This is a genomic window from Tatumella sp. JGM91, assembly GCF_018257575.1.
GTDB classification, from domain to species: domain Bacteria; phylum Pseudomonadota; class Gammaproteobacteria; order Enterobacterales; family Enterobacteriaceae; genus Tatumella; species Tatumella punctata.
This window is the reverse complement of the sequence record NZ_JAERJP010000002.1, coordinates 137,927-160,192: the sequence shown is the minus strand read 5'-3', so window position 1 is coordinate 160,192 and position 22,266 is coordinate 137,927. Positions and strand designations below refer to the sequence as shown.

23 protein-coding genes are annotated in these 22,266 nt (G+C 51.5%); 12 read left to right on the top strand and 11 right to left on the bottom strand.

Annotation, left to right across the window (positions count from 1 at the left end; translation table 11 throughout):
• Window position 1: 1 nt before the first annotated feature.
• Window positions 2–565 (bottom strand): CoA pyrophosphatase, encoded by a 564-nt coding sequence (locus JK198_RS02290; RefSeq protein WP_212710228.1) that lies wholly within the window; start codon window positions 563–565, stop codon window positions 2–4.
• Window positions 555–1,934 (bottom strand): aminodeoxychorismate synthase component 1, encoded by a 1,380-nt coding sequence (gene pabB / locus JK198_RS02285; RefSeq protein ID WP_212710257.1) that lies wholly within the window; start codon window positions 1,932–1,934, stop codon window positions 555–557. The genes JK198_RS02290 and pabB overlap by 11 nt, the downstream gene beginning before the upstream one ends.
• 112 nt (window positions 1,935–2,046) lie before the next feature.
• On the opposite strand from pabB, the gene JK198_RS02280 reads away from it, so the two are divergent.
• On the top strand, window positions 2,047–2,238 hold the full coding sequence (locus tag JK198_RS02280; protein ID WP_212710256.1) for a YoaH family protein: 192 nt from the start codon (window positions 2,047–2,049) through the stop codon (window positions 2,236–2,238).
• A gap of 11 nt (window positions 2,239–2,249) precedes the next feature.
• Here the strand turns inward: JK198_RS02280 and JK198_RS02275 are convergent, their stop codons facing one another.
• Window positions 2,250–2,594 carry a RidA family protein gene (locus JK198_RS02275; RefSeq protein ID WP_212708263.1) on the bottom strand — a complete coding sequence of 115 codons (345 nt, stop codon included), beginning with the start codon at window positions 2,592–2,594 and terminating at the stop codon, window positions 2,250–2,252.
• Between the two features lie 122 nt (window positions 2,595–2,716).
• Here JK198_RS02275 and JK198_RS02270 point away from each other — a divergent pair, with 122 nt between their 5' ends.
• The 5 genes from JK198_RS02270 (at window position 2,717) to rnd (ending at window position 9,194) form a co-directional block, all read left to right on the top strand.
• Window positions 2,717–4,633, top strand: a complete 1,917-nt coding sequence (locus tag JK198_RS02270) for an ATP-dependent DNA helicase (protein WP_212708264.1) — start codon at window positions 2,717–2,719, stop codon at window positions 4,631–4,633.
• Between the two features lie 144 nt (window positions 4,634–4,777).
• Window positions 4,778–5,488: a tRNA (adenosine(37)-N6)-threonylcarbamoyltransferase complex dimerization subunit type 1 TsaB gene (gene tsaB / locus JK198_RS02265; RefSeq protein ID WP_212708265.1), complete on the top strand. Its 711-nt coding sequence runs from the start codon at window positions 4,778–4,780 to the stop codon at window positions 5,486–5,488.
• A 61-nt stretch (window positions 5,489–5,549) separates the two neighbouring features.
• Window positions 5,550–6,149 carry a Slp family lipoprotein gene (locus JK198_RS02260; RefSeq protein ID WP_212710227.1) on the top strand — a complete coding sequence of 200 codons (600 nt, stop codon included), beginning with the start codon at window positions 5,550–5,552 and terminating at the stop codon, window positions 6,147–6,149.
• 129 nt (window positions 6,150–6,278) lie between these two features.
• Window positions 6,279–7,973, top strand: coding sequence for an AMP-binding protein (locus JK198_RS02255; RefSeq protein WP_212710255.1), 1,695 nt, complete (start codon window positions 6,279–6,281; stop codon window positions 7,971–7,973).
• A 99-nt stretch (window positions 7,974–8,072) separates the two neighbouring features.
• The gene (rnd, locus tag JK198_RS02250; protein WP_212708267.1) at window positions 8,073–9,194 is read left to right on the top strand and encodes a ribonuclease D; all 1,122 of its coding nucleotides are present in this window, start codon (window positions 8,073–8,075) and stop codon (window positions 9,192–9,194) included.
• Window positions 9,195–9,246: 52 nt separating this feature from the next.
• Here rnd and minE read toward each other — a convergent pair whose 3' ends face one another.
• The 3 genes from minE to minC are packed head-to-tail and all read right to left on the bottom strand — an operon-like array spanning window position 9,247 to window position 11,079.
• Complete coding sequence (minE, locus tag JK198_RS02245; protein WP_212708268.1) at window positions 9,247–9,516, bottom strand: cell division topological specificity factor MinE; 270 nt, start codon at window positions 9,514–9,516, stop codon at window positions 9,247–9,249.
• Between the two features lie 3 nt (window positions 9,517–9,519).
• Window positions 9,520–10,332: a septum site-determining protein MinD gene (gene minD, locus JK198_RS02240; protein WP_212708269.1), complete on the bottom strand. Its 813-nt coding sequence runs from the start codon at window positions 10,330–10,332 to the stop codon at window positions 9,520–9,522.
• A 33-nt stretch (window positions 10,333–10,365) separates the two neighbouring features.
• Window positions 10,366–11,079, bottom strand: coding sequence for a septum site-determining protein MinC (minC, locus tag JK198_RS02235; RefSeq protein ID WP_212708270.1), 714 nt, complete (start codon window positions 11,077–11,079; stop codon window positions 10,366–10,368).
• 159 nt (window positions 11,080–11,238) lie between these two features.
• Here minC and JK198_RS02230 point away from each other — a divergent pair, with 159 nt between their 5' ends.
• The 3 genes from JK198_RS02230 (at window position 11,239) to JK198_RS02220 (ending at window position 12,928) form a co-directional block, all read left to right on the top strand.
• Window positions 11,239–11,511 (top strand): YcgL domain-containing protein, encoded by a 273-nt coding sequence (locus JK198_RS02230; RefSeq protein ID WP_212708271.1) that lies wholly within the window; start codon window positions 11,239–11,241, stop codon window positions 11,509–11,511.
• Between the two features lie 240 nt (window positions 11,512–11,751).
• On the top strand, window positions 11,752–12,411 hold the full coding sequence (locus tag JK198_RS02225; RefSeq protein WP_212708272.1) for a fumarylacetoacetate hydrolase family protein: 660 nt from the start codon (window positions 11,752–11,754) through the stop codon (window positions 12,409–12,411).
• A gap of 67 nt (window positions 12,412–12,478) precedes the next feature.
• Complete coding sequence (locus tag JK198_RS02220) at window positions 12,479–12,928, top strand: YcgN family cysteine cluster protein (protein ID WP_212708302.1); 450 nt, start codon at window positions 12,479–12,481, stop codon at window positions 12,926–12,928.
• Window positions 12,929–12,955: 27 nt separating this feature from the next.
• On the opposite strand, the gene dsbB is transcribed toward JK198_RS02220, so the two are convergent.
• A complete protein-coding gene (gene dsbB, locus JK198_RS02215) occupies window positions 12,956–13,474 on the bottom strand; it encodes a disulfide bond formation protein DsbB (protein WP_212708273.1) in 519 nt (172 codons plus the stop codon).
• Window positions 13,475–13,732: 258 nt separating this feature from the next.
• On the opposite strand from dsbB, the gene fadR reads away from it, so the two are divergent.
• Window positions 13,733–14,446, top strand: coding sequence for a fatty acid metabolism transcriptional regulator FadR (fadR, locus tag JK198_RS02210; protein ID WP_212708303.1), 714 nt, complete (start codon window positions 13,733–13,735; stop codon window positions 14,444–14,446).
• Here the strand turns inward: fadR and JK198_RS02205 are convergent.
• Window positions 14,443–15,975, bottom strand: coding sequence for a SpoVR family protein (locus JK198_RS02205; RefSeq protein WP_212708274.1), 1,533 nt, complete (start codon window positions 15,973–15,975; stop codon window positions 14,443–14,445). The genes fadR and JK198_RS02205 overlap by 4 nt on opposite strands.
• A 457-nt stretch (window positions 15,976–16,432) precedes the next feature.
• Between JK198_RS02205 and JK198_RS02200 the strand changes: the two genes are divergently transcribed.
• Both JK198_RS02200 and dadX read left to right on the top strand, forming a co-directional pair.
• Window positions 16,433–17,731, top strand: a complete 1,299-nt coding sequence (locus tag JK198_RS02200) for a D-amino acid dehydrogenase (RefSeq protein ID WP_212708275.1) — start codon at window positions 16,433–16,435, stop codon at window positions 17,729–17,731.
• Between the two features lie 18 nt (window positions 17,732–17,749).
• Complete coding sequence (gene dadX, locus JK198_RS02195; RefSeq protein ID WP_212710226.1) at window positions 17,750–18,826, top strand: catabolic alanine racemase DadX; 1,077 nt, start codon at window positions 17,750–17,752, stop codon at window positions 18,824–18,826.
• A gap of 41 nt (window positions 18,827–18,867) precedes the next feature.
• On the opposite strand, the gene JK198_RS02190 is transcribed toward dadX, so the two are convergent.
• The 3 genes from JK198_RS02190 to JK198_RS02180 form a co-directional block, all read right to left on the bottom strand.
• Window positions 18,868–20,058, bottom strand: coding sequence for a multidrug effflux MFS transporter (locus JK198_RS02190; protein ID WP_212710225.1), 1,191 nt, complete (start codon window positions 20,056–20,058; stop codon window positions 18,868–18,870).
• A gap of 126 nt (window positions 20,059–20,184) precedes the next feature.
• Complete coding sequence (locus JK198_RS02185; protein WP_212708278.1) at window positions 20,185–21,912, bottom strand: potassium/proton antiporter; 1,728 nt, start codon at window positions 21,910–21,912, stop codon at window positions 20,185–20,187.
• Between the two features lie 192 nt (window positions 21,913–22,104).
• Window positions 22,105–22,203, bottom strand: coding sequence for a YoaK family small membrane protein (locus JK198_RS02180; RefSeq protein WP_212708279.1), 99 nt, complete (start codon window positions 22,201–22,203; stop codon window positions 22,105–22,107).
• Between the last annotated feature and the right edge of the window lie 63 nt (window positions 22,204–22,266).

The following is a 22,266-nucleotide window of genomic DNA, read 5'->3' as shown; positions in this document are numbered from 1 at the left end:
ACTATTTACCGAGTATTTGCCGGCCAAAATCGCGGAGTATACCCGCGGTCATTCCCCAGATAACATGCGGCTGATAACCGGAGAACCAGATTTCTGCGGGCTGGCCACGGCGGATGACATTCAGAGAAGAAAAATGGCGGCTGTGCAACCAGGGCAGTAACGGGATTTCGAACACCCCGGCAACTTCACCGGCGTCAAGTGTTATCGGCAGGTCTGCGGGCAGGATAGCAACAAATGGGGTCACTCTGAATCCTGTCTGGCTGCTGACTGCGGGTAACTGACCGATTATCTCTATATTTTCTCTGCTCAGTCCCAGCTCTTCGGAGGTTTCACGTAATACGGTGTCGTATAAATGACGGTCACCAGGGTCGCGTTTACCTCCCGGAAAGGCAACCTGGCCCGGGTGATGACGCAGGTGATCGGCGCGGCGGGTCAGCAGTAAAGCCGGTACTTGCCTGGCAATGACCGGTAACAGCACCGCGGCCTCGCGGCCCCCGGCGCTGTCCGACTGACTTCGCGGGGGAAGCTGTAACAGGAAACGCTGACGAAACTGTTCAATATTCATCAGTGCTGATGGCCGATAATGTCTTCAGTGCCGGCAGGATCCGTTGCAGCTTATGCAGTGTTTCCTGGTATTCGTCCTGCATAACACTGTCGGCAACAATGCCGCCACCTGCGGTACAATACAGTTGTTGTTGTTCGGCGATCAGGGTACGGATGGTGATATTGGTGTCCATTCTCCCGCAGCGGCTCAGATAACCAATACTGCCACACCAGGCATTACGCCGGTGAGGTTCCAGTTCATCAATGATTTCCATGGCACGGATTTTCGGGGCTCCGGTAATCGAGCCACCGGGGAAACAGGCCCGTAACAGGTCGGTGTTGCTGGTGGTGGCGGGTAATGTGCCGCGGATGGTGCTGACCAGATGGTGAACCGCAGGAAAAGGTTCAACCACAAAAAGTTCCGGTACACTGACACTGCCCGGTTCGGCCACCCGGCCAATATCATTACGTAGCAGGTCAACGATCATCAGATTCTCGGCGCGATCTTTTTCCGCGGTTGCCAGTTGCTGTGCCTGCTGTTGATCTGCCTGCGGGTCGTCCATCCGCGGACGGGTTCCTTTAATCGGACGGGTTTCTACGCGACGGTCGCTGACCTGCAGAAAACGCTCCGGGGACAGGCTCAGCAGGCAACTGTCCTCTAACCGCAGAAATGCACTGAAGGGCGCACGGTTTTGCTGGCTTAAGTATTCAAAGGCCTGCCACTCACAGCCCTGGTATGCGGCCTGAAAACGTTGTGCCAGGTTGATCTGGTAACAGTCTCCGGCACGGATATAGTCATGTACCCTGGCGAAGCACTGCTGATACTGAAGATATGACAGATTACTTTTCCAGTCAGATAACAGTCTGAACGGTGCCCGCGGCGCGGCCTGCTGTTGCTGAAGCCAGTGCAGGCGTTGCCGGACATCCCCGAGGCTGACCAGAGTAAGGCGTTGTTGTTGATGATCTGCTATCATGGCCCAGTCATAGATACCGACGGCCATATCGGCGGTAGACAAATCACGGGTTGCCTGCTGCGGAAGGCGTTCAAAACGCCGGCCTAAATCATAACCGAACAGACCGAGCGCTCCGCCGCAGAAAGGCAGCCCGGCGTCCGGGGTCGTTACTGCAGGCAGTTGTTTCAGCGCCTGTTGCACCAGTGTCAGCGGGTCATCCCCTGATACCCGGCAATGGCCCTGCTCGGTAATTTTTGTCTCCGGACCATGGGTGGTCAGAGTGGTCAGCGGAGCAGCACTCAATATATCAAAGCGATTATCGCGATGCTCGGCGGCTGCAGAACTCAGTAACATCGCCCAGGGCTGATCCGCAATCGGCGAGAACCAGTGATTGATGGCAGTGGGTGAATATTCCAGAGAAAGTGTTTTCAGAGTCATAAACGTCAGGCAATAGCGGGAATTTGGCGCTAAGCCTGACATATTTTTTTATTACTGACACCAGTTATCTTCTTTGCAACAGAAGGTCGCTGGCTGGCTGACAGAGGTTGATATGTTTAATGGATTACCGGCACTTTCCCGCGAGCAGCAGCAACAGGCGGTAGAGCGTATCCATCAGCTGATTGCTGAAGGTATGTCGAGCGGTGAAGCTATCGGCGTAGTTGCGGCCGAAATTCGTGAAACGCACCAGGGCGGACAGAGCCTGGCACGTTTTGAAGATGACGAAGATGAAGACGAAGAGTAATCGCCCGGCGATTACAGTGCGGCGATAATTTTAATTTCCACTTTATATTTCGGATGCATCAGTCCTGCCAGTACCGTGCAGCGCACCGGTGCATTATCCGGTGATACCCACGCATCCCATGCCTGATTCATTGCCTCAAAATCGGCTTTATCGGTCAGAAAAATGGTGGCATCAAGAATTTTACTTTTGTCTGAGCCGACGCGGGCCAGTAATTTGTCAATCACTGCCAGTGCATCGGCGGTCTGAGCAAGGGCATCGCCGTCGAGGTTTTCAGGGACGCTGGTATAGTAGACCGTTTGTTGGTAAACCACAGCTTCTGACATGCGGTGCTCAGGATCGATTCGGGTGATAGTCATGACTTGCTCCTTTAATTTTTCGGCCCTCAGCCTGCCATATCAGGGGGAATATGTCATCCCCGGTAGTCCCTGTGGCAGATTACTGACATAATCAGCCCGTTTAATGTAATTCCGGAGGCGATGTGAGTGATGATTTTTCCCCCGGCGGGGTACTGACCCATGCTATCCGTGGCTTCCGGCCACGTGAAGCACAGCGGCAGATGGCCCTGGCGGTGGAACAGGCAATAGAAGACGGCAGTGAGCTGGTGGTGGAAGCGGGCACCGGCACCGGAAAAACCTATGCCTATCTGGTCCCGGCATTACGTTCGGGCAAAAAAGTCATTGTCTCCACGGGCTCCAGAGCGCTGCAGGATCAGCTCTATAGTCGTGATTTACCCGCTATTGTTAAGGCACTGGCATTTACCGGTAAAACGGCAATCCTCAAAGGCCGTGCCAATTACCTGTGTCTGGAACGTATGGATCAGCAGAACCTGTCCGGCGGTGATTTACCGGTTCAGTCGCTGACTGACCTGGTCAGTGTCCGTGGCTGGTCATCCGCGACCGTGGACGGGGATATCAGTCATTGCGGCACTGTTGCTGAGGACAGCCCGTTGTGGCCGCTGGTGACCAGTACCAACGATAACTGTCTGGGCAGCGATTGTCCGCGTTATAACGACTGTTTTGTGGTTAAAGCCCGTAAGCGGGCTATGGATTCAGACATTGTGGTGGTTAACCATCACCTGTTTCTGGCGGATCTGGTGGTGAAGGAAAGTGGTTTTGCTGAGCTGATTCCGGATGCAGACGTCATGATTTTTGATGAAGCCCATCAGTTACCGGATATTGCCAGCCAGTATTTCGGGCAGCAGATTTCCGGCCGGCAACTGCAGGACCTGGCAAAAGATATCATCATTGCCTACCGTACTGAGGTCCGCGATATGCAACAGTTGCAAAAGGCGGCCGACCGGTTGTCTCAGGCCAGCCAGGACTTCCGGATGATCCTTGGCGACCCGGGGTTTCGCGGTAATTTACGGGAATTATTACAGCAGCAAAATGTGGCGCGGATGCTGGTGCTGCTGGATGATGCCCTGGAGCTGTGTTACGACGTGATAAAGCTGTCCCTGGGGCGTTCTGCGCTGCTGGATGCGGCTTTTGAAAGGGCGGCTCAATACCGGACACGCCTGAAACGTATCAGTAATACGGATCAGCCTGGTTTCAGCTACTGGTATGAATGTTCATCCCGTCATTTCACCCTGGCCCTGACGCCCTTATCGGTGGCTGAAAGGTTCCGTGAAGTCGTCGATGCGAGAAAAGCCTCGTGGATCTTTACCTCTGCGACTTTAGCGGTAAATGGCAAAATGGACCATTTCGCCGGGCGGCTCGGGGTTAACGGTGCCAGGCAGATGATCCTCAACAGCCCGTTCGATTATGCCCGCCAGGCCTTATTGTGCGTGCCACGTAACCTGCCGGAGACCCGGCGGCCGGGGGTAGCGAAGCAACTGGTGAAAATGCTGGCCCCCTTAATTGAAGCTAATCAGGGACGTTGTTTCTTTCTTTGCACCTCGTATCAGATGATGCGCGAACTGGCCGCGGAGTTCCGCCAGGTGCTGACATTACCGGTATTATTGCAGGGTGAAACCAGCAAAGGACAAATTTTACAGCAGTTTATTGAGGCCGGTAATGCCTTACTGGTGGCAACCAGCAGTTTCTGGGAAGGGGTGGATGTCCGGGGGGATGCGTTATCGCTGGTGATTATCGATAAACTGCCTTTTACGTCACCGGAAGACCCGCTGCTGAAAGCCCGTATGGAAGACGCCCGGCACCGGGGTGCCGATCCTTTTGATGAAGTGCAGCTGCCTGATGCGGTGATCGCTCTGAAACAGGGGGCAGGCCGGTTAATTCGTGATGAAACTGATCGTGGTGTGTTGGTAATCTGTGATATGCGTTTGGTTTCACGGCCTTACGGGGCATTGTTTATCAATAGCCTGCCGGATTGCCCGCGTACCCGCGATTTAGGGGCGGCTGAGCAGTTTATCAGGGCCGGGCGGACGCTGTCCCGCTAGCATTTTATTGCGAATAACGTTCATTTGTCAGCGCAATGACAATTATACTGTCTGTTGCGGACAGGCAACAGACAATGAAAACGGACTGCTGGCGCGTGACTGTGCGGCAGGTTAAGACTTCACTTTTATTAATTACAAAAAATTATGCAAGATATCTCAAAACTTAAGTTACTCGCCCTGGACACGGCTACAGAAGCCTGTTCGGCGGCTATTTTTAATCAGCAACAGCAGGATGCCCGTTTTGAGATCGCTCCGCGTGACCATACACGCAGAATTTTGCCGCTGGTCTCTGAGTTACTGGAAGGTCAGCAACTGACACTGACCGATCTGGATGCGCTGGTTTTTTGCCGTGGTCCGGGCAGTTTTACCGGGGTACGTATCGGTATCGGCATTGCACAGGGACTGGCTCTGGGGGCCGATTTACCGATGATTGGGGTATCGACCCTTGCTACCCTCGCCGAAGGCGCCTGGCGTGGCCAGCAGGCAAGCCGGGTGCTGACGGCGATTGATGCACGGATGGGTGAAGTTTACTGGGCCGAGTATCAGCGTGATGCTCAGGGAGAATGGCAGGGCAGTGAAACTGAGCAGGTGCTCAGTCCGCAGCAAGCGCAACAGCGTATGCAACAGTTATCGGGGGCATGGGTGACTGCCGGGACAGGCTGGCAGACTTACCCGCAACTGCAACAGGAGCATTGCCTGCAACTGACGGCCAGCGACGCAGAACTGCCGTGCGCAGCAGACATGCTGCCGCTGGCGATTAATCAGTGGCGTAAAGGCGCATTATCTGATGTCGCCGCGATTGAACCTGTCTATTTACGTAATGAAGTGACATGGAAAAAATTACCGGGCAGATAAGGTTTGGCTGCAACCGGTGATAATTTGTGCTGTCTGACCCTGTAATATTCAGGAGATTACTATGTTTAGTTTGAGTAAGGGATGTCCGGCACTTATGCTGATGTCCGTGTTATTGCTGGCCGGATGCGTCACCGTGCCTCAGAGTATTCGTGGTATTTCACCTCAGCCACAGCAGAACCTGTCACAGGTTATGAATGCCCCGCAGTTATACACCGGCCAGGAATCACGGTTTGGCGGCAAAGTGGTTCAGGTGATCAACCGAAACGGTCTGACCCGTATCGAGCTGGCAGTACAGCCTCTGGATGACAGCGCCCGGCCAGTACTGGGATCAGCCGCTGTTGGCCGAATTTATGCCGATATTAACAGCTTTGTTGACCCGGTTGATTTCAATAACCAGTATCTGACGGTACTGGGGAATATCCGCGGTACGGAGAAAGGAAAAATAGGCCAGGCCAGTTATGATTTTCTGGTCATTAATGTCACCGGCTATCAGCGCTGGCGACTGGCCAGTCAGATAATGACCCCGCCGATGCCAATAGCCCCCTGGATAGGGTATGGCCCGGGGCCGGGGCATTACCGGCATGGGTACCCGGGCGGAAACCCCTGGTGGGGGTTTTATAACCCGGGTCCTGCACCGGTACAGACTTATCTGACCGAATAGCAGAAAGCTGACCGGAAAGCCCGCAGTCCGGATTACTGCGGATTTTCCGGATCATACAGAGGGTGGCGGATATCCCGTACAGTGACTATCGGGCACGTCAGTCTCATTGAACAATGGCGAGGGATTACCATGGCCTTACAGGCGGATACACGGAAGAAACCCTGGTTAGCACATTACCCTGATAATGTGTTACCGGAGATTAATGCTGATCATTGTCAGTCATTACTTGATGTTTTTGAACAGTCAGTCCAGCGCTACAACCATAAACCTGCCTATATCAGTATGGGACAGACCCTGACGTTCCGGCAGCTGGAACAGCAAAGCCGTGCTTTCGCCGCTTATCTGCAACAGGCACTGAAACTGGCGAAAGGGACCCGGCTGGCGCTGATGTTACCGAATACCTTACAGTTTCCGGTGGCGCTATTCGGGGCGCTGCGGGCCGGGATGATCGTGGTCAACGTTAATCCGCGCTATAAGCCTGCAGAATTGCGCCATCAGCTGGCCGACAGCGGTGCTGAAGTTATTGTTATTATCAGCAGCTTTGTTGCCACCTTACAGCAGGTGATGGCGGATACGCGGCTCAGACATATCATAGTGACATCGCCGGGTGACGGGCTCCGCTGGCCAAAGCGCAGCCTGGTGAATCTGGCGGTCAGGTTTATCAAAGGGTACCGGCCGGGCGGATTTTTGCCGGATGCCCGCAGCTACCGGCACTGCCTTCAGCGTGGTCAGTCGCTGACTTATCATCGCCCTGAGCTACATCCCCATGATGTTGCTTTATTGCAGTATACCGGCGGTACCACCGGACGGGCAAAAGGCGCAATGCTGACACACCGTAACCTGCAGGCGAATCTGGAACAGATAAAAGCCATGTATGGCGGGGTACTGGTATCCGGTGAAGAGATGATTGTTACTGCATTACCGCTGTACCATATTTTTGCGTTGACTGTGAATTGCCTGTTATTCCTTGAAAAAGGGGGCTGTAATCTGTTAGTTACCAATCCGCTTGATACCCGAAGAATGATTAAAACCCTCAGTCGTTACCGTTTTACGGCAATTTCCGGAGTAAACACCTTATTTGATACTTTGCTGGCCAGTACGGATTTCAGAAAGCTGAATTTTTCTTCCCTGAAACTCACGGTCGGGGGAGGAATGTCCGTGACCCGCAGTGTGGCAGAACAATGGCATGCGCTGACCGGTAATTACCTGCTGGAAGGTTATGGACTGACAGAATGCTCCCCGCTGGTGGCAGTCAACCCCTGTAACAGCAGGGAACATACCGGTAGTGTGGGCATTCCTGTGCCTTCAACAGAGATTAAAATTGTTGATGAACAGGGTAATGAACGGGGGCAGGGCGAACGCGGAGAGCTGCTAATTAAAGGACCGCAGGTAATGGCAGGCTACTGGAACCAGCCGGCAGAAACGGCGGCAGTATTCAGCGATGGCTGGCTGCGTAGCGGCGATATTGTGACTGCTGACCAGCAGGGCTTTATCCGGGTCGTTGACCGAAAAAAAGATATGATTCTGGTCTCCGGGTTTAACGTTTACCCCTGTGAGGTTGAAGCGGTGATGCTGTCTCTGGATAAAGTCGCCGAGGCGGCGGTGATCAGCGTACCCAGTGACAAGACCGGTGAAGCAGTCAAAGCGTTTGTGGTCGCCAGAGATAAATCCCTCACCCGTGAAGAGTTACTTGACCATTGTCGTAAAAATCTGACAGGCTATAAAATTCCGCGGCAGATCGAGTTTTGTGATGCGCTGCCGAAAAGTAATATCGGGAAAATTTTACGTCGTGAACTTCGTAGTGGTGTCATTGCTGATCCCTGAGGATTATGCTGGCATCTTTATATGTAAACGCCGGGCTGACCGGCGTTTTTGTTTTTGTCATCGCTGTGAAGAATTTCCACAGTAAGAGAGAATGCTGTTTTGAATTATCAACTTATCGACACCGACCAACAACTGGCGGTGGTCTGCCAGGCCGCCCTTGAACATGATGCTGTTGCACTGGATACGGAGTTTGTCCGTACCCGTACTTACTACCCGCAATTAGGCCTGATTCAGTTATTTGATGGTCAGACACTGACATTGATTGACCCGCTGCATATTACCGACTGGCAACCTTTTATTACATTGTTAACCGATAGCGGAGTGATTAAATATCTGCATGCGGGCGGTGAAGATTTAGAGGTATTCCTGAACCGTTTTTCCGTATTACCGTCACCGATGGTTGATACTCAGATTCTGGCAGCGTTTCTTGGTTACCCTATGTCACTGGGCTTTGCGGCGATGGTTGCACAGTTTACCGGGGTTGAGCTGGATAAAAGTGAATCGCGAACCGACTGGCTTGCCCGGCCGCTCACCGAACGTCAGTGTGAGTATGCGGCGGCAGATGTTGGCTATTTGCTGCCGATTGCCGGTCAGTTACATCAGCAGGCCAGAGATCAGCAGGTGCTGGATAAAGCGTTAAGTGAATGTGCAATGCTGTGCGAACGGCGTAAGGATATTCAACCTGCCGCACAGGCCTGGTGTGAAATCAGTCAGGCATGGCAATTACGCCCGCGTCAGCTGGCAGCTCTGCAGAAACTGGCCGAATGGCGTCTGGATTATGCGCGTCGCAAAGATATGGCAGTTAACTTTGTAGTAAAAGAAGAAAACCTGTGGAAGGTGGCGCGCTACTTACCGGGCTCCCTCGGTGAACTTCAGCAGCTGGGACTGGCCGGGCCGGAAATTCGTTTTCATGGCCAGACACTGCTCCGGCTGGTAGCAGAGGCTCAGGATATCGCAGAAGATCAGCTGCCTGCGCCAATAAAAAACCTGATTGACTGCCCGGGATATAAAACGCTGTTTAAGGAGCTGAAAAGCTGCATTAAAACCATCAGCGAACGCAGTGGTTTCAGCCAGGAATTGCTGGCTTCACGCCGGCAAATTAACCAGGTACTTAGTGAACACTGGCATATAAAGCCCCGTAGCAAAACGCCTGAGTTACTTAAAGGCTGGCGGGGAGAACTGATGGGGCAGGAAATTACCGCCATTATTGACGGTAAATAATCCGCAGACGAATGCCGCTTTATCAGGCGGCATTACTGTCGGCGGTGCAGGATCATTTCGCTGCTTCTTCAGCTTCCGGTAAGGTAACGTTCAGCTCAAGAATGGAAATGTCCTCTCCTTTTTGATCCAGTTGTACGGTAACCATATCCGGATCAATTTTTACATATTTGCAAATCACTTCCAGAATATCGCGCTTCAGTTGTGGCAGGTAGTGGGGTTCACTATCACCACGACGACGTTCAGCAACAATAATTTGTAATCTTTCTTTGGCGATATTTGCAGTATTTTTCTTACGGGATAAAAAGAAATCAAGTAATGCCATGGCTTATCCCCCGAACAGGCGTTTTAGGAAACCCTTCTTCTCTTCTTCAATAAAGCGGAAGGGACGTTCTTCGCCGAGTAAGCGATCGACGGTGTCAGCGTAGGCTTTGCCCGCATCTGAAACGGTGTCCAGAATAACAGGCTCACCCTGGTTGGACGCACGTAATACCGACTGGTCTTCCGGGATAACTCCCACCAGTGGAATGCGCAGTATTTCCAGTACATCTTCCATGCTTAACATATCTCCGCGGCTGACACGTCCGGGGTTATAGCGGGTAAGCAGTAAATGTTCTTTTACCGGATCCTGACCTTTTTCGGCACGGCGTGATTTCGAGGCGATAATACCCAGAATCCGGTCGGAGTCACGTACAGAAGAAACTTCAGGGTTGGTCGTAATCACCGCTTCGTCGGCAAAATAGAGGGCCATTAAGGCTCCGGCCTCGATGCCTGCCGGTGAATCACAGACCACAAAGTCGAACGCCATCGTCGACAGTTCATCCAGTACTTTTTCAACCCCCTCATAGGTAAGGGCATCTTTATCACGGGTTTGTGATGCGGGAAGAATAAACAGATTTTCCGTCCGTTTATCTTTGATTAACGCCTGGTTGAGGGTGGCATCTCCCTGAATAACGTTAACAAAGTCATAGACTACGCGGCGTTCACAGCCCATGATTAAATCGAGGTTACGCAAACCGATATCGAAATCGATAACCACGGTTTTCTTACCTTTTTGCGCTAAACCCGTTGCGATGGCCGCGCTTGACGTGGTCTTGCCAACGCCCCCTTTACCAGATGTAACTACAATAATGCGTGCCATATATAATGATTTCCTTAACAATAGAAAAGGGGTCTAATTAAGAGTCTTTATCGACAATACACCGTCGGTTAATGACAAACGGGCTGCCTGGCCAAAAAATTCGGCGGGAATTTGATCCATAATCCAGTATTCCCCGGCAATAGAAACCAGTTCAGCCGCTAAATGTGTACAGAAGATACCTGCGTTTTGATCACCGCTGGCGCCTGCCAAGGCGCGGCCACGCATTGTTCCGTAAATATGAATATTACCATCAGCGACAAGTTCTGCACCTGCGCTGACGCTGCTGGTCACGATTAAGTCAGCATTTTTAGCATATATTTGCTGCCCTGAACGTACCGGGGTATGGATTATGCGAGTTTTAGCGAATTTTTCACTGTCAGCGACCGGTGCGGCTATGACCGGCTCCGGTTGCGGTTCACTTTCGCGGGGGTTGCGTGCTTCTTTACCTTCCGTAAGTACCGGTAAACCAGCCGCCTGAATCAGTAATTTCAGCTGCTCGTCTTTGCAGCCACTGATTCCGACAATCCGTAAGCCGGTTTCCACGATGGCTTGTTGCATCTTCGGCCAGTTAACCCCGGCGGATAACGATGAAATATTCAGTACCACCGGGGCATTTTTAAGAAATGCCGGCGCCTGAGCAATTTTTTCCTGAAGCGCCTGACGAATCACCCCGGGTTGTGAATGGTGAAGATGGACAACAGATAAAGTAAAACTGCTGCCTTTAAGTTCGATTGGCGTTTGCGACATCTGTCCCGACTCAGTCCTGTAATGGCAGTTTTATTTCTGAACAAGCGATTAAATAATCCGCCCCTGGCCCAGAAGGTTCAATATTCGAATGACTCCTGTCATGTTATAGTTACACTATTATTCAGGCAAGTCACCACAGAGATTAATTCGGAGAAAAATATGTTTTGTGCCATTTACAGAAGTGCCCTTCGGGATCAGACTTATCTGTATATCGAGAAAAAAGATGATTTTTCCCGCGTCCCGCAAGAGTTACTTAAAGGTTTTGGTAAACCGGTGCTGGCGATGGTGATATCCCTTGCCAGCCGTGAGAAACTGGGCAGTGCCGATATCAATAAAGTTAAGCAGGAATTACAGGATAAAGGTTATTATTTACAGGTCCCGCCACCGCCAGAAGACTTACTTAAAATGCATCTGGAAAACAAAGAAAAATAATTATTCAGATTCCTCTGTAATTATAACCAGTATTCTGCGCGGCGTTATTACCATCCCCGGTATGATTCATTGTGCGCATAATTAATACAATAGCTGGCAGCAGGTTAATTTCACTCGGTGGTGAGGCTTGCTGAGAAGAAGGGGCGGGGAAAACGTCATCCTGCGGGCTATTTTCTTTTACTGGTTTTCTTGCTAAGTATAACAGGGTTGATCACTTTCTTATGCTAACGAGGACATAACATGTACCAGCATCGTAACTGGCAGGGTGAATTACTGAATCTGCCTGCCGGAAAAGTGGTGTGTGTTGGCAGTAACTACGCCAGACATATCAGTGAAATGGGCAGTATTACGCCGGAAGAGCCGGTGCTATTCATCAAACCGGAAACTGCACTTTGTGATTTACGCCAGCCGCTGAAGTTATTATCAGAACTGGGTGAAATTCATCATGAAGTGGAACTGGCCGTGTTGATCGGCAGCACGCTGCAAAACGCCCGCGAAGATCAGGTCTTACCGGCGATTGCCGGTTACGGGGTTGCACTCGATTTAACGCTACGCACCATTCAGGCAGGGCTGAAAAAGAAAGGGCAGCCGTGGGAAAAATCTAAAGGATTTGATAACTCCTGCCCGGTCTCCGGATTTGTTCCGGCAGTGGAGTTCAGCGGTGATGCGCAGAGTACCCCACTGGCCCTGGAGATTAATGGCGATATTCGACAGTCGGGAAATACCCGCGATATGATGTATAAAATTGTGCCATTAATCGCTTATATGTCGCGATTTTTCACCTTACGTCCCGGTGATATTATCTTAACCGGGACCCCGGAAGGGGTGGGTCCGCTGCTATCGGGGGATTCGCTCAGCGTCTCTTTTGCTGACTGCGCCGTGACTACCAGGGTGCTGTAGTACTTGCATATCGGGCGATGACTCTTTATAACGGGCGGCCGATTTGTATAAAGAGACTTAACTTATGATGACAAACCCTCCTTTCTGGCAAACCAAAAGCCTCGATCAGATGACTGATGAAGAGTGGGAATCTGTTTGTGATGGTTGCGGACAGTGTTGTCTGAATAAATTACAGGACGCAGATACGGATGAAATCTATTTTACTAATGTGGCCTGTAATTTATTAAACATAAAAAGCTGCCGTTGTAAGCACTACGCTACCCGCTTCGAGTATGAGCCGGATTGCATTAAACTGACCCGTGAAAATCTGCCGACCTTCTCATGGCTTCCCCGGACCTGTGGCTATCGTTTACTCGCGGAAGGTAAATCATTACCGGACTGGCACCCGTTGCTGACCGGTTCTGCCAGAGAGATGCATGCTAAACGGATTTCTGTGCGTTATATCGCGGTGCGGGAAAGTGAAGTGCGTAACTGGGAAGATCATATTATTGATCGTCCGGATAAAAATGGCTGCTGAAACGCAGCCATTGCCGGCTACGGGAAACTATCTCTGACGACTGAAGTTTTTCAGCTGGGCGATGAATACCAGAACACCGATCAACAGATATACGGCAAAAACAACCACCAGCCACTGGGGCATACTAAGGCTGAACAGGGTCCAGCTGCGATCCAGGCAATCGCCGCTGGCAACAAACATACCGGGTACCCATTTATCCAGACGTAGCCAGGAAGGGAAGCGGGCCATAAAATCGCAAGTGGCGAACAGCGGCGGATGAAGCTGTAACATGGTATGTTCCCAGGACAGGCGCAGACCTTCCCCCGCAGCAATCAGCCATCCAATGATACCGACAAAACGCAACGGCGTTGCCGGTGCAATTGCGCCGACAATGCCTGCCAGCAGAACCCCCAGTAAGGCACAGCGCTCATAAATACACATTACGCAAGGCTTCAGCCCCATAACATGCTGAAACCACAGTGCCGTGAGTTCTAAAGCCAGAGCGGTCAGGGCCAGAAGTGCCCAGGCGGAACGGCCCTTAGAACAACGGTTTAACAATCGCAACATACTGTTTTCCTTGTTCAATTCATATACTCGGCAGTGTAAACCAAAATGACAAATAATCCACCACTATCACAGTTACAGGGCGGGGTAAATGTCAGCCACTCTTATGCCGGGGGATTAAGAATTGTACGGCAAAACGGCCCCGCAGTGTTGGTTTTATTGACAGTGATCGCCTTTTGTTGCCCCGGTGATGCTATATGACAAATAACGCTTTTGTTATGATGCAATGATAACACCATGGCTGGTAAGAGAGCACAGATGATGCTGATAAACGCACAAAGTCCGGCAGGGATTGCCGAAGAATATATTATCGAGAGTATCTGGAATCGCCGTTTCCCGCCCGGCTCTGTGCTTCCTGCCGAACGCGAGCTGGCCGATCTGATTGGGGTGACCCGCACGACATTGCGTGAAGTCCTGCAGCGCCTTGCCCGTGATGGCTGGCTGACCATCCGGCACGGGAAACCAACCCGGGTCAATAATGTACTGGATACTTCAGGCCTGAATATTCTCAATACCCTGAGCAGGCTTGATCCTGAAAGTACTCCGCAATTAATCGATAATCTGTTATCGGTGCGAACCAGTATTGCGGCTGTCTTTATCAGCCATGCTGTGGGGCATAACCCTGAGCAGTCCCGGCAGATCCTGAGTGGAGCGTTGCAAGCCTGGAGGCAGGGGAAACGTTACAGCGATATTGACTGTCAGGTATTCCGCGGGCTGGCCTTTGCCTCAGGTAATCTGGTCTACGGGCTGATAATTAACGGGCTGAGTGGTTTATATAGCCGTGCTGCAACCCTGTGTTTTTCACATCCGGAAGCCCGCGATCTGGCCTGTGAGTTTTATCATGCATTACATGAGCTCTGCCTGCCGGAAGTGAACAGGCAACAGGTAGTACAGCTGGTTTGTCAGTATGGTGATACCAGCCGTCAGCTCTGGCGCAGGATACAGAATATCCCTGCCGGCAACGGTGCGGCTTAACCAGTCTGACGGGACGGGCAGCGAGCCAGTAGCTCAACGCTGCCGTCATCATTTTGCTGTTCCAGCCGGACATCAAACCCCCACAGGCGGTGGATATGTTTCATCACTTCATCCGTGTTGCTGCCCAGCGGGGCCCGGTTTTGGGGGATATAATGTAATGTCAGTGAGCGGTCTCCTCGCAGGTCTGCGTCCAGCACCTGAATGTTTGGTTCGCGATGACTCAGATTATACTGGGCTGACAGCTGCTGGCGGATAGTCCGGTATCCTTGCTCATCGTGTATCGCAGAAATTTCCAGATAATTTTTCTGATCGTCATCAGCCACCGAAAACAGACGCAGATCGCGTATTACCTGCGGCGAAAGAAACTGACTGATAAAACTTTCATCTTTGAATTCACGCATGGCGAAATGCAGCGTATCCAGCCAGTCGCTGCCGGCGATATCCGGGAACCAGGCGTAATCTTCGGCGGTCGGTTGCTGACAGATACGTTTAATATCACGGAACATCGCAAACCCCAGCGCATAGGGATTAATCCCGTTATACCACTGGCTGTTGTAGGCCGGCTGAGCCACAACATTGGTATGACTGTGTAAAAATTCCAGCATAAAACGTTCACTGACTTTTCCTTCGTCATACAGATGATTCAGCAGGGTGTAGTGCCAGAACGTGGCCCAGCCCTCATTCATCACCTGAGTTTGTTTTTGCGGATAAAAATACTGGCTTATTTTACGAACAATCCGCAGGATCTCCCGCTGCCAGGGCGCCAGCAGTGGCGCATTTTTTTCCATAAAATACAGCAGGTTTTCCTGGGGCTCCGCCGGATAGCGTTGCCGCTGTGCGGTAAGCGCCGGTTTTTCCGTGCGGGGTAAAGTACGCCACAGGTTATTCACCTGCTGTTGCAAATAATCTTCGCGGCTTTGCTGGCGGGCTTGCTCTTCCTGTAGTGAAATCTTCTGCGGGCGTTTATAACGGTCCACACCATAGTTCATTAATGCATGGCAGGAGTCCAGCAGTTGTTCCACCGCTTCGATACCGTATTTTTCTTCGCATTCGGCAATATAGTTACGGGCGAATAACAGATAATCGACAATTGAACCGGCATCGGTCCAGCTGCGGAATAAATAGTTATTTTTGAAAAAGGAATTGTGTCCATAACAGGCATGTGCCATCACCAGCGCCTGCATGGTAAGGGTATTTTCTTCCATCAGATAAGTGATGCAGGGATCTGAGTTGATGACAATTTCATAAGCCAGTCCCTGCTGACCTTGTTTATAGCGCTGCTCTGTTTCAATAAACGTTTTACCAAATGACCAGTGGCTATAATTAATCGGCATACCAATACTGGAGCAGGCATCCATCATTTGTTCGGCGGTAATAACCTCTATCTGATGGGGGTAAGTTTCCAGCCGGTAGTAGCCGGCAACACGGTCAATTTCCGACAGGTAAGTCTCAAGCAGCTCAAAGGTCCAGTCCGGGCCGTCACTCAGTCTGGCCGGGCGGAAGGAAGGGGCATCAAAAAGGGTTGTCATAGCGCACCTCGTTTATCGGCAGTGAGTGATCGCCTGTCATCATCCTGATATGTTTCCACGTTTCAGGGATAATTAAGGATAGCTGATACTTTGCAGGTTCAGGTCAGGGCAGGGTAAAAACTGGCACAAAAACGGGTGCAGACTTCCCGCGGGCTATTTTTTCTGCCAAAAGTTAAATTCCGTACAGCTATACAGAATAATATCCCGTATATAAGGATAATATATGGCAGCATATTAAAATTCTGACATCGTTTCTGAAAACTCATTCCCGCATAATTAACTACTAATTTTTAATATAAAACCACCTTAACTGCTGAATATGCAAAAAACTGCGAATTTTTGTTACCAGAAAGATAAAAACAAGGTGAAATAGACTTAATTTAATAGCCATTGATCTATCAGTGTATATCGCTACCTGATAACCAATGACCTGGTATTTTATGCTGCGGGGGTTGTAATGAAAGTGCTTATTCTCGGAAGTGGGGTGGTCGGGGTGACCAGCGCCTGGTATCTGGCTCAGGCGGGCCATGAAGTCACAGTGATCGATCGCAGCAGCGGGCCGGCTGAAGAAACCAGTGCCGGAAATGCCGGACAAATTTCGCCCGGGTATGCCTCTCCGTGGGCAGCGCCCGGTATTCCATTAAAAGCGCTGAAATGGATGTTCCAGCGTCATTCTCCGTTGTCTGTTCGCCCGGATGGTTCGTCATTTCAGTTGCAGTGGATGTGGCAAATGCTGAAGAATTGTACGCTGCCGCATTACCAGCAAAATAAAAGTCGCATGGTCAGGATTGCCGAATACAGCCGTGATTGTATTAAAGAACTGCGCGCCACTACCGGGATTCATTATGAAGGGCGCCAGGGCGGCACATTACAATTATTCCGGACTGAACAACAACTTGCTAATGCCGTAAAAGATATTGAAGTGCTTAAACAGGCCGGGGTGCCTTATAAATTACTGCAGGCCGCCGAATTAGCTTCCATTGAACCGGCCCTGGCGGCAACACAGCATAAACTGACTGGCGGATTACAATTGCCGAACGATGAAACCGGTGACTGTAAACTCTTTACTCAGCGACTGGCGGCGATGGCGCAACAGGCCGGGGTGGTATTTCGTTATAATATGACGGTTGACCGGTTATTACGCGAAGGAAACAGCATCAGCGGTGTTCAGTGTGGCGACGAAACGCTGACTGCCGACCGTTATATTGTCGCTTGCGGTTCTTATTCAACGGCATTACTGAAAGATATTGTCGCCATTCCTGTTTATCCTCTGAAAGGATATTCCCTGACGATTCCGGTGAAAAATTACCACGCCGCTCCGCTGTCTACGGTACTCGACGAAACCTACAAAATAGCTGTTACCCGGTTTGATGACCGGATCCGGGTGGGCGGAATGGCTGAAATTGTCGGATTTAACACCAAACTGTTACCTGCCCGCAGAGAAACGCTGGAGATGGTGGTCAGTGATCTTTATCCTGAAGGTGGCAAGATTGAACAGGCGACTTTCTGGACCGGGCTGCGGCCGATGACCCCGGATGGTACCCCGGTTGTCGGACGGACACCATTAGCTAACCTGTTCCTGAATACCGGACATGGCACTCTGGGCTGGACAATGGCCTGTGGCTCAGGGAAATTAATCGCCGATATTATTTCCGGTAAAACACCGGATATTGCCGCTGATGATTTATCCGTGATGCGTTATTTACCTGGTTTTGATAACCCGTCATTACCTAAAAAAACAAGTATTGCCCGTTAAGGTTTTCCGGAGAATTGTATGTCACGACCGATTATCGCAACCGTCAGCCAGCAGGCGCTACAGCATAATTTAGCCATAGTAAAACAGGCTGCACCTGCTGCAAAAGTCTGGTCTGTTGTGAAATCTAATGCCTACGGGCATGGTATTTCCCGTTGCTACACTGCATTGTCAGAGAGTGATGGCTTTGCTCTGCTGAATTATGAAGAAGCTATTCAGTTACGCGAAAGTGGCTGGCAGAAGCCGTTGCTATTACTGGAAGGCTTTTTTAAAGCAGCCGATCTCGCACTGCTGGATGGTTATCGGCTGACCACCAGCGTACACAGTGAATGGCAAATTACCGCACTGGCAAATGCCCGGTTATCTGCCCCCCTTGATATCTATGTCAAAGTGAACAGCGGTATGAACCGTCTCGGTTTTCGTCCGGATGAGGTCCCGGAGGTCTGGAACCGGCTGGCTGCATTAGACAATGTCGGTGAAATGACACTGATGACACATTTTGCGCGGGCGGAGCTTAGCGACGGAGTCGATCAGCCGGTTGCTCTGATGGCGCAGGCTGCTGCCGGTTTAGGGAGCGTCCCCGCGCGTTGTTTTGCTAACTCTGCGGCCACGCTCTGGCACCCCGAAACCCACCATCAGTGGATCAGGCCGGGGATCATTCTGTACGGCGTTTCGCCTTCCGGTAACTGGCAGGATATTGCCGGAACAGGACTGAAGCCGGTGATGGGGCTGCACAGCGAAATTATTGGTATTCAGCAGTTAACCCCGGGAGAAGGGGTGGGTTATGGCTACCGCTATCATGCCGCCTCTGAGCATAAAATAGGGATAGTGGCTTGCGGGTATGCCGATGGCTATCCCCGTCATGCGCCGAGCGGAACACCTGTCGCTGTTGACGGTGTTATGACACGCACCCTGGGAGCGGTGTCGATGGATATGATGATGATAGACCTGGCTCCCTGTCCCGCGGCACATATCGGGTCTGTTGTCGAACTGTGGGGGCAACAGGTACCGGCAGATGATGTGGCGCAGTCATGCGGAACGGTAGGTTATGAACTGTTATGTGCCGTTGCACCACGGGTACCCTTCCGGCTTCTGTAAGCAGTCACTGTCTCAGCCGGAAACCGGCTGAGACAGTGATACTACAGTTCCCGGAGCGTTCCTTTTACCCGGTGACTGCAATACCAGGCAATGATCGCCAGAACTGAGCCCGCCAGCATCATTGCCGTCAGCGCCTGTTGCGGGCTCAGTGGCAAGGCCAGAACCCAGAGGCTGCCGCCGGCACCGCCCGCCATCTGAATAAATCCCTGTAATGCGGAGGCCATACCGGCCTGCTGCTGGTAAGGTTCCAGTGCATAACTGGTAGCCGGGCCGATGATAAGTGCCAGCCCTGCCACTGCTACCGCCACCGGTAACATATAACTCAGCCAGTACTGACGGGCAGCTTCATTGAAAAACAGTATTTCCCCGCTTAACATCCCTGCAGCAAACAGCATGCACAGGCTGCCAAACAGCAGACAGAAAGGCCGGCCGGCTTTGCGGATAACAAAACTGACCACGCTGCTGACCAGCATAATCCACAGGCCGTTAGCGCCAAAGGCTAAGGCGAAGGTAAAAGGGGATAAACCGCCTTTTTCCATCAGCACATCCGGCGCCAGAGAAACATAGGTCAGGACCATGCCCAGAGCCCCGGCATTCGCCAGCGAGAAACAGATAAACCGCGGGTTTGACAGTATGGCGGCATATTGTTTCAGTGGGAAAAAGGGGACTTTCAGAGTATTGTGCGGACGGGTTTCCGGCAAAAACAGGAAGATAATCACGCCAGTCAGCAGGCCATAAAACATCAGAAATCCGAAGGGTGCACGCCACCCCCAGAATTCGGCCAGTGTCCCCCCCAGCAGGGGAGCCAGTGCCGGGACAATATTTAATGCGCCGTTAAGAAAACCGAAGGTTCTGGCTGCTTGATCTCCGCTAAGCCGGTCACGAACGCCGCTGAATGCCACTACGGCAGTACAACAGACAGCACATCCCTGGATAATTCTGGCAGTTAAAAATAACGGCCAGTGGCAAGAAAGGGCCGCCATCAGACTGCCGGCGATATACAGAGTCAGACCGGCTATTGCCACGGGTTTACGGCCAAAATTATCCACCAGCGGACCGGTAACCAGCTGGCCCAGCCCCATCACCAGCAGAAAAAGCGGGATAGTCGATTGTATATTGCTGACCGGGGTATCCAGTCCGGCAGCCACCTGTGGCAGCGTGGGAAGATACAGGTCAATACCCAGCGGGGCCAGTAAAACCAGACTCAGCAGTAACAGCGTATATTTATTCATAAATTATGCAGGTGACCCGAAGAAAAGCGCACAAGACTACCGTTTTTCCACGGTAGCCGGAAGTGCTAAATAAGGTTTTTTAACGGGCAAACGTTTACCCGCTGTATGATTCTGAGCGGTGACCGCTTACGACGGACTTTCCATCATTCTGACACCCACTTTGACAATCCGGTTATCTTCTTTTTCGGCAATTGTCCAAATCACATTAAGCCATTCGAGCTGGTCGCCAACCACCGGGATCCCCCCCAGTTGCTGAGCGATTATTTTTGCCACCGGCTGATGTGGCTGAATATCCTGATCCAGTTCGAGACCGTAAACCTGAGCAATATCGAACAGATCAGTACCGGCATCGAGAATAAAATCACCAAAGAAGCGTTGTTCAAGGGCAACCGGCGGACTCTCACTGAACATTTTGCCCAGTGCCGGTAAGTCTTTTTCACGACCGATGACACACAGAATATCACCCTCTTTCAGACGCGTGGATCCGGAAGGATGCATCAGTAAATTATCGCGAAACAGGGCCGCGATCCGGGTCTCTTCCGGCATGTCAAGCTCCCGCAGGGCGGCACCAATGCACCATTTATCGGCACTGAGCTGGTAAACGAACTCTTCCCACGGGCTGTCGGGGTGAATATCCAGCCCGATACGCTGGATAGGCTCTGCGGCCGGCGGGACCACCACTTTCGCCATCTTTGCGGCCCGGCTGAGTGAGGTTCCCTGTAGCATTAAGGACACCAGCACCACAAAAAAGGCGATATTAAAATAGAGTTTGGCATTATCCAGCCCGGCCATCATCGGAAACACCGCGAGAATAATCGGCACCGCGCCGCGTAATCCGACCCAACTGATAAAAAACCGTTCGCGCAGGGTAAAGTTTTTGAACGGCAGTAAACCGGCAAATACCGACAACGGACGGGCAATAAAAATCAGCCACAATGACAGTAACATTGCCGGAACAGCGATATGCCATAAATCCGTAGGAACCACCAGTAACCCGAGAACGATAAACATGCCGATCTGGCTTAACCAGGCCATACCATCGAAAGTCTGCAGTATGCCGTGGCGGTTACGTACCGGCCGGTTACCCAGCCAGCAGCCACACAGATAAACCGCCAGGATACCGCTGCCTTCCATCAGGGTGGTGAAGGCAAACACCAGAATACCGCCACTGACAGCCAGCAGGGGATATAAACCGGCTGGCAATGAAATCCGGTTAATTAATTGCTGGATAGCAACACCGCCACCAATCCCAAACACAATCCCGAGACCAAACTCCTGCACCAGATGCACCAGGAACATCATATCCAGTCCGCTTTGTCCTTTGTGGATCATTTCTATCAGGGTAATCGTCAGAAATACGGCCATCGGGTCATTGCTGCCGGACTCAATTTCCAGGGTAGAGCTGACCCTTTCATTCAGCCCTTTACCGCCCAGCAGGGAAAACACGGCAGCTGCATCGGTAGAACCGATAATGGCACCAATCAGAAATCCCTGCATCAGGTCGAGATTAAATAACCAGGCTGCCATCAGGCCGGTCAGACCGGCAGTCACTAACACGCCGATGGTCGCCAGCGATAACGACGGCCAGAGGGCAACTTTAAACGCACTGGCTTTAGTACGCATCCCTCCGTCCAGCAGTATCACTGCCAGAGCCAGGTTTGAGATCAGGTAAGCGGCCGGGTAATTATCGAAAGCGATGCCGCCGATACCGTCCTCCCCGGCCAGCATGCCAAGCACCAGGAAGATCACTAAGATAGGGATCCCCAGCCGTGAAGAAAATGCGCTGAGGATAATACTTGACGCTACCAGCACCGAGCCAATAACAAAAAGACTATAAATCATGCTGGTTTCCAAATGACAGCTCCCTGAATATCGATGATTTATGAACAGAACCGGGATACCGGAGGCAGCGTTTGCAGCATAACCGCCAGTTCCATTGTTACCGAAGTTATACAACGGCGATAAAACAACACCATAATGCAGATGGTATAACAGGGGATAACCGGTCCGGGCGCGCGCCCTTCACCCTGGCTGGCCCGGAAGTGTTTACTGGCCTGGCATCCATGCACCACTGGCGATAAACCAAATCAGTAATGCCACACCGGCAACAATAATAGCGATAGGAAACAGGTAACCAGTCTTCATGTTTTACACCTTTACGGATAAAGCGCGGCACTCAGCAGAAAAGGATTAACAGCCTGTAAATAC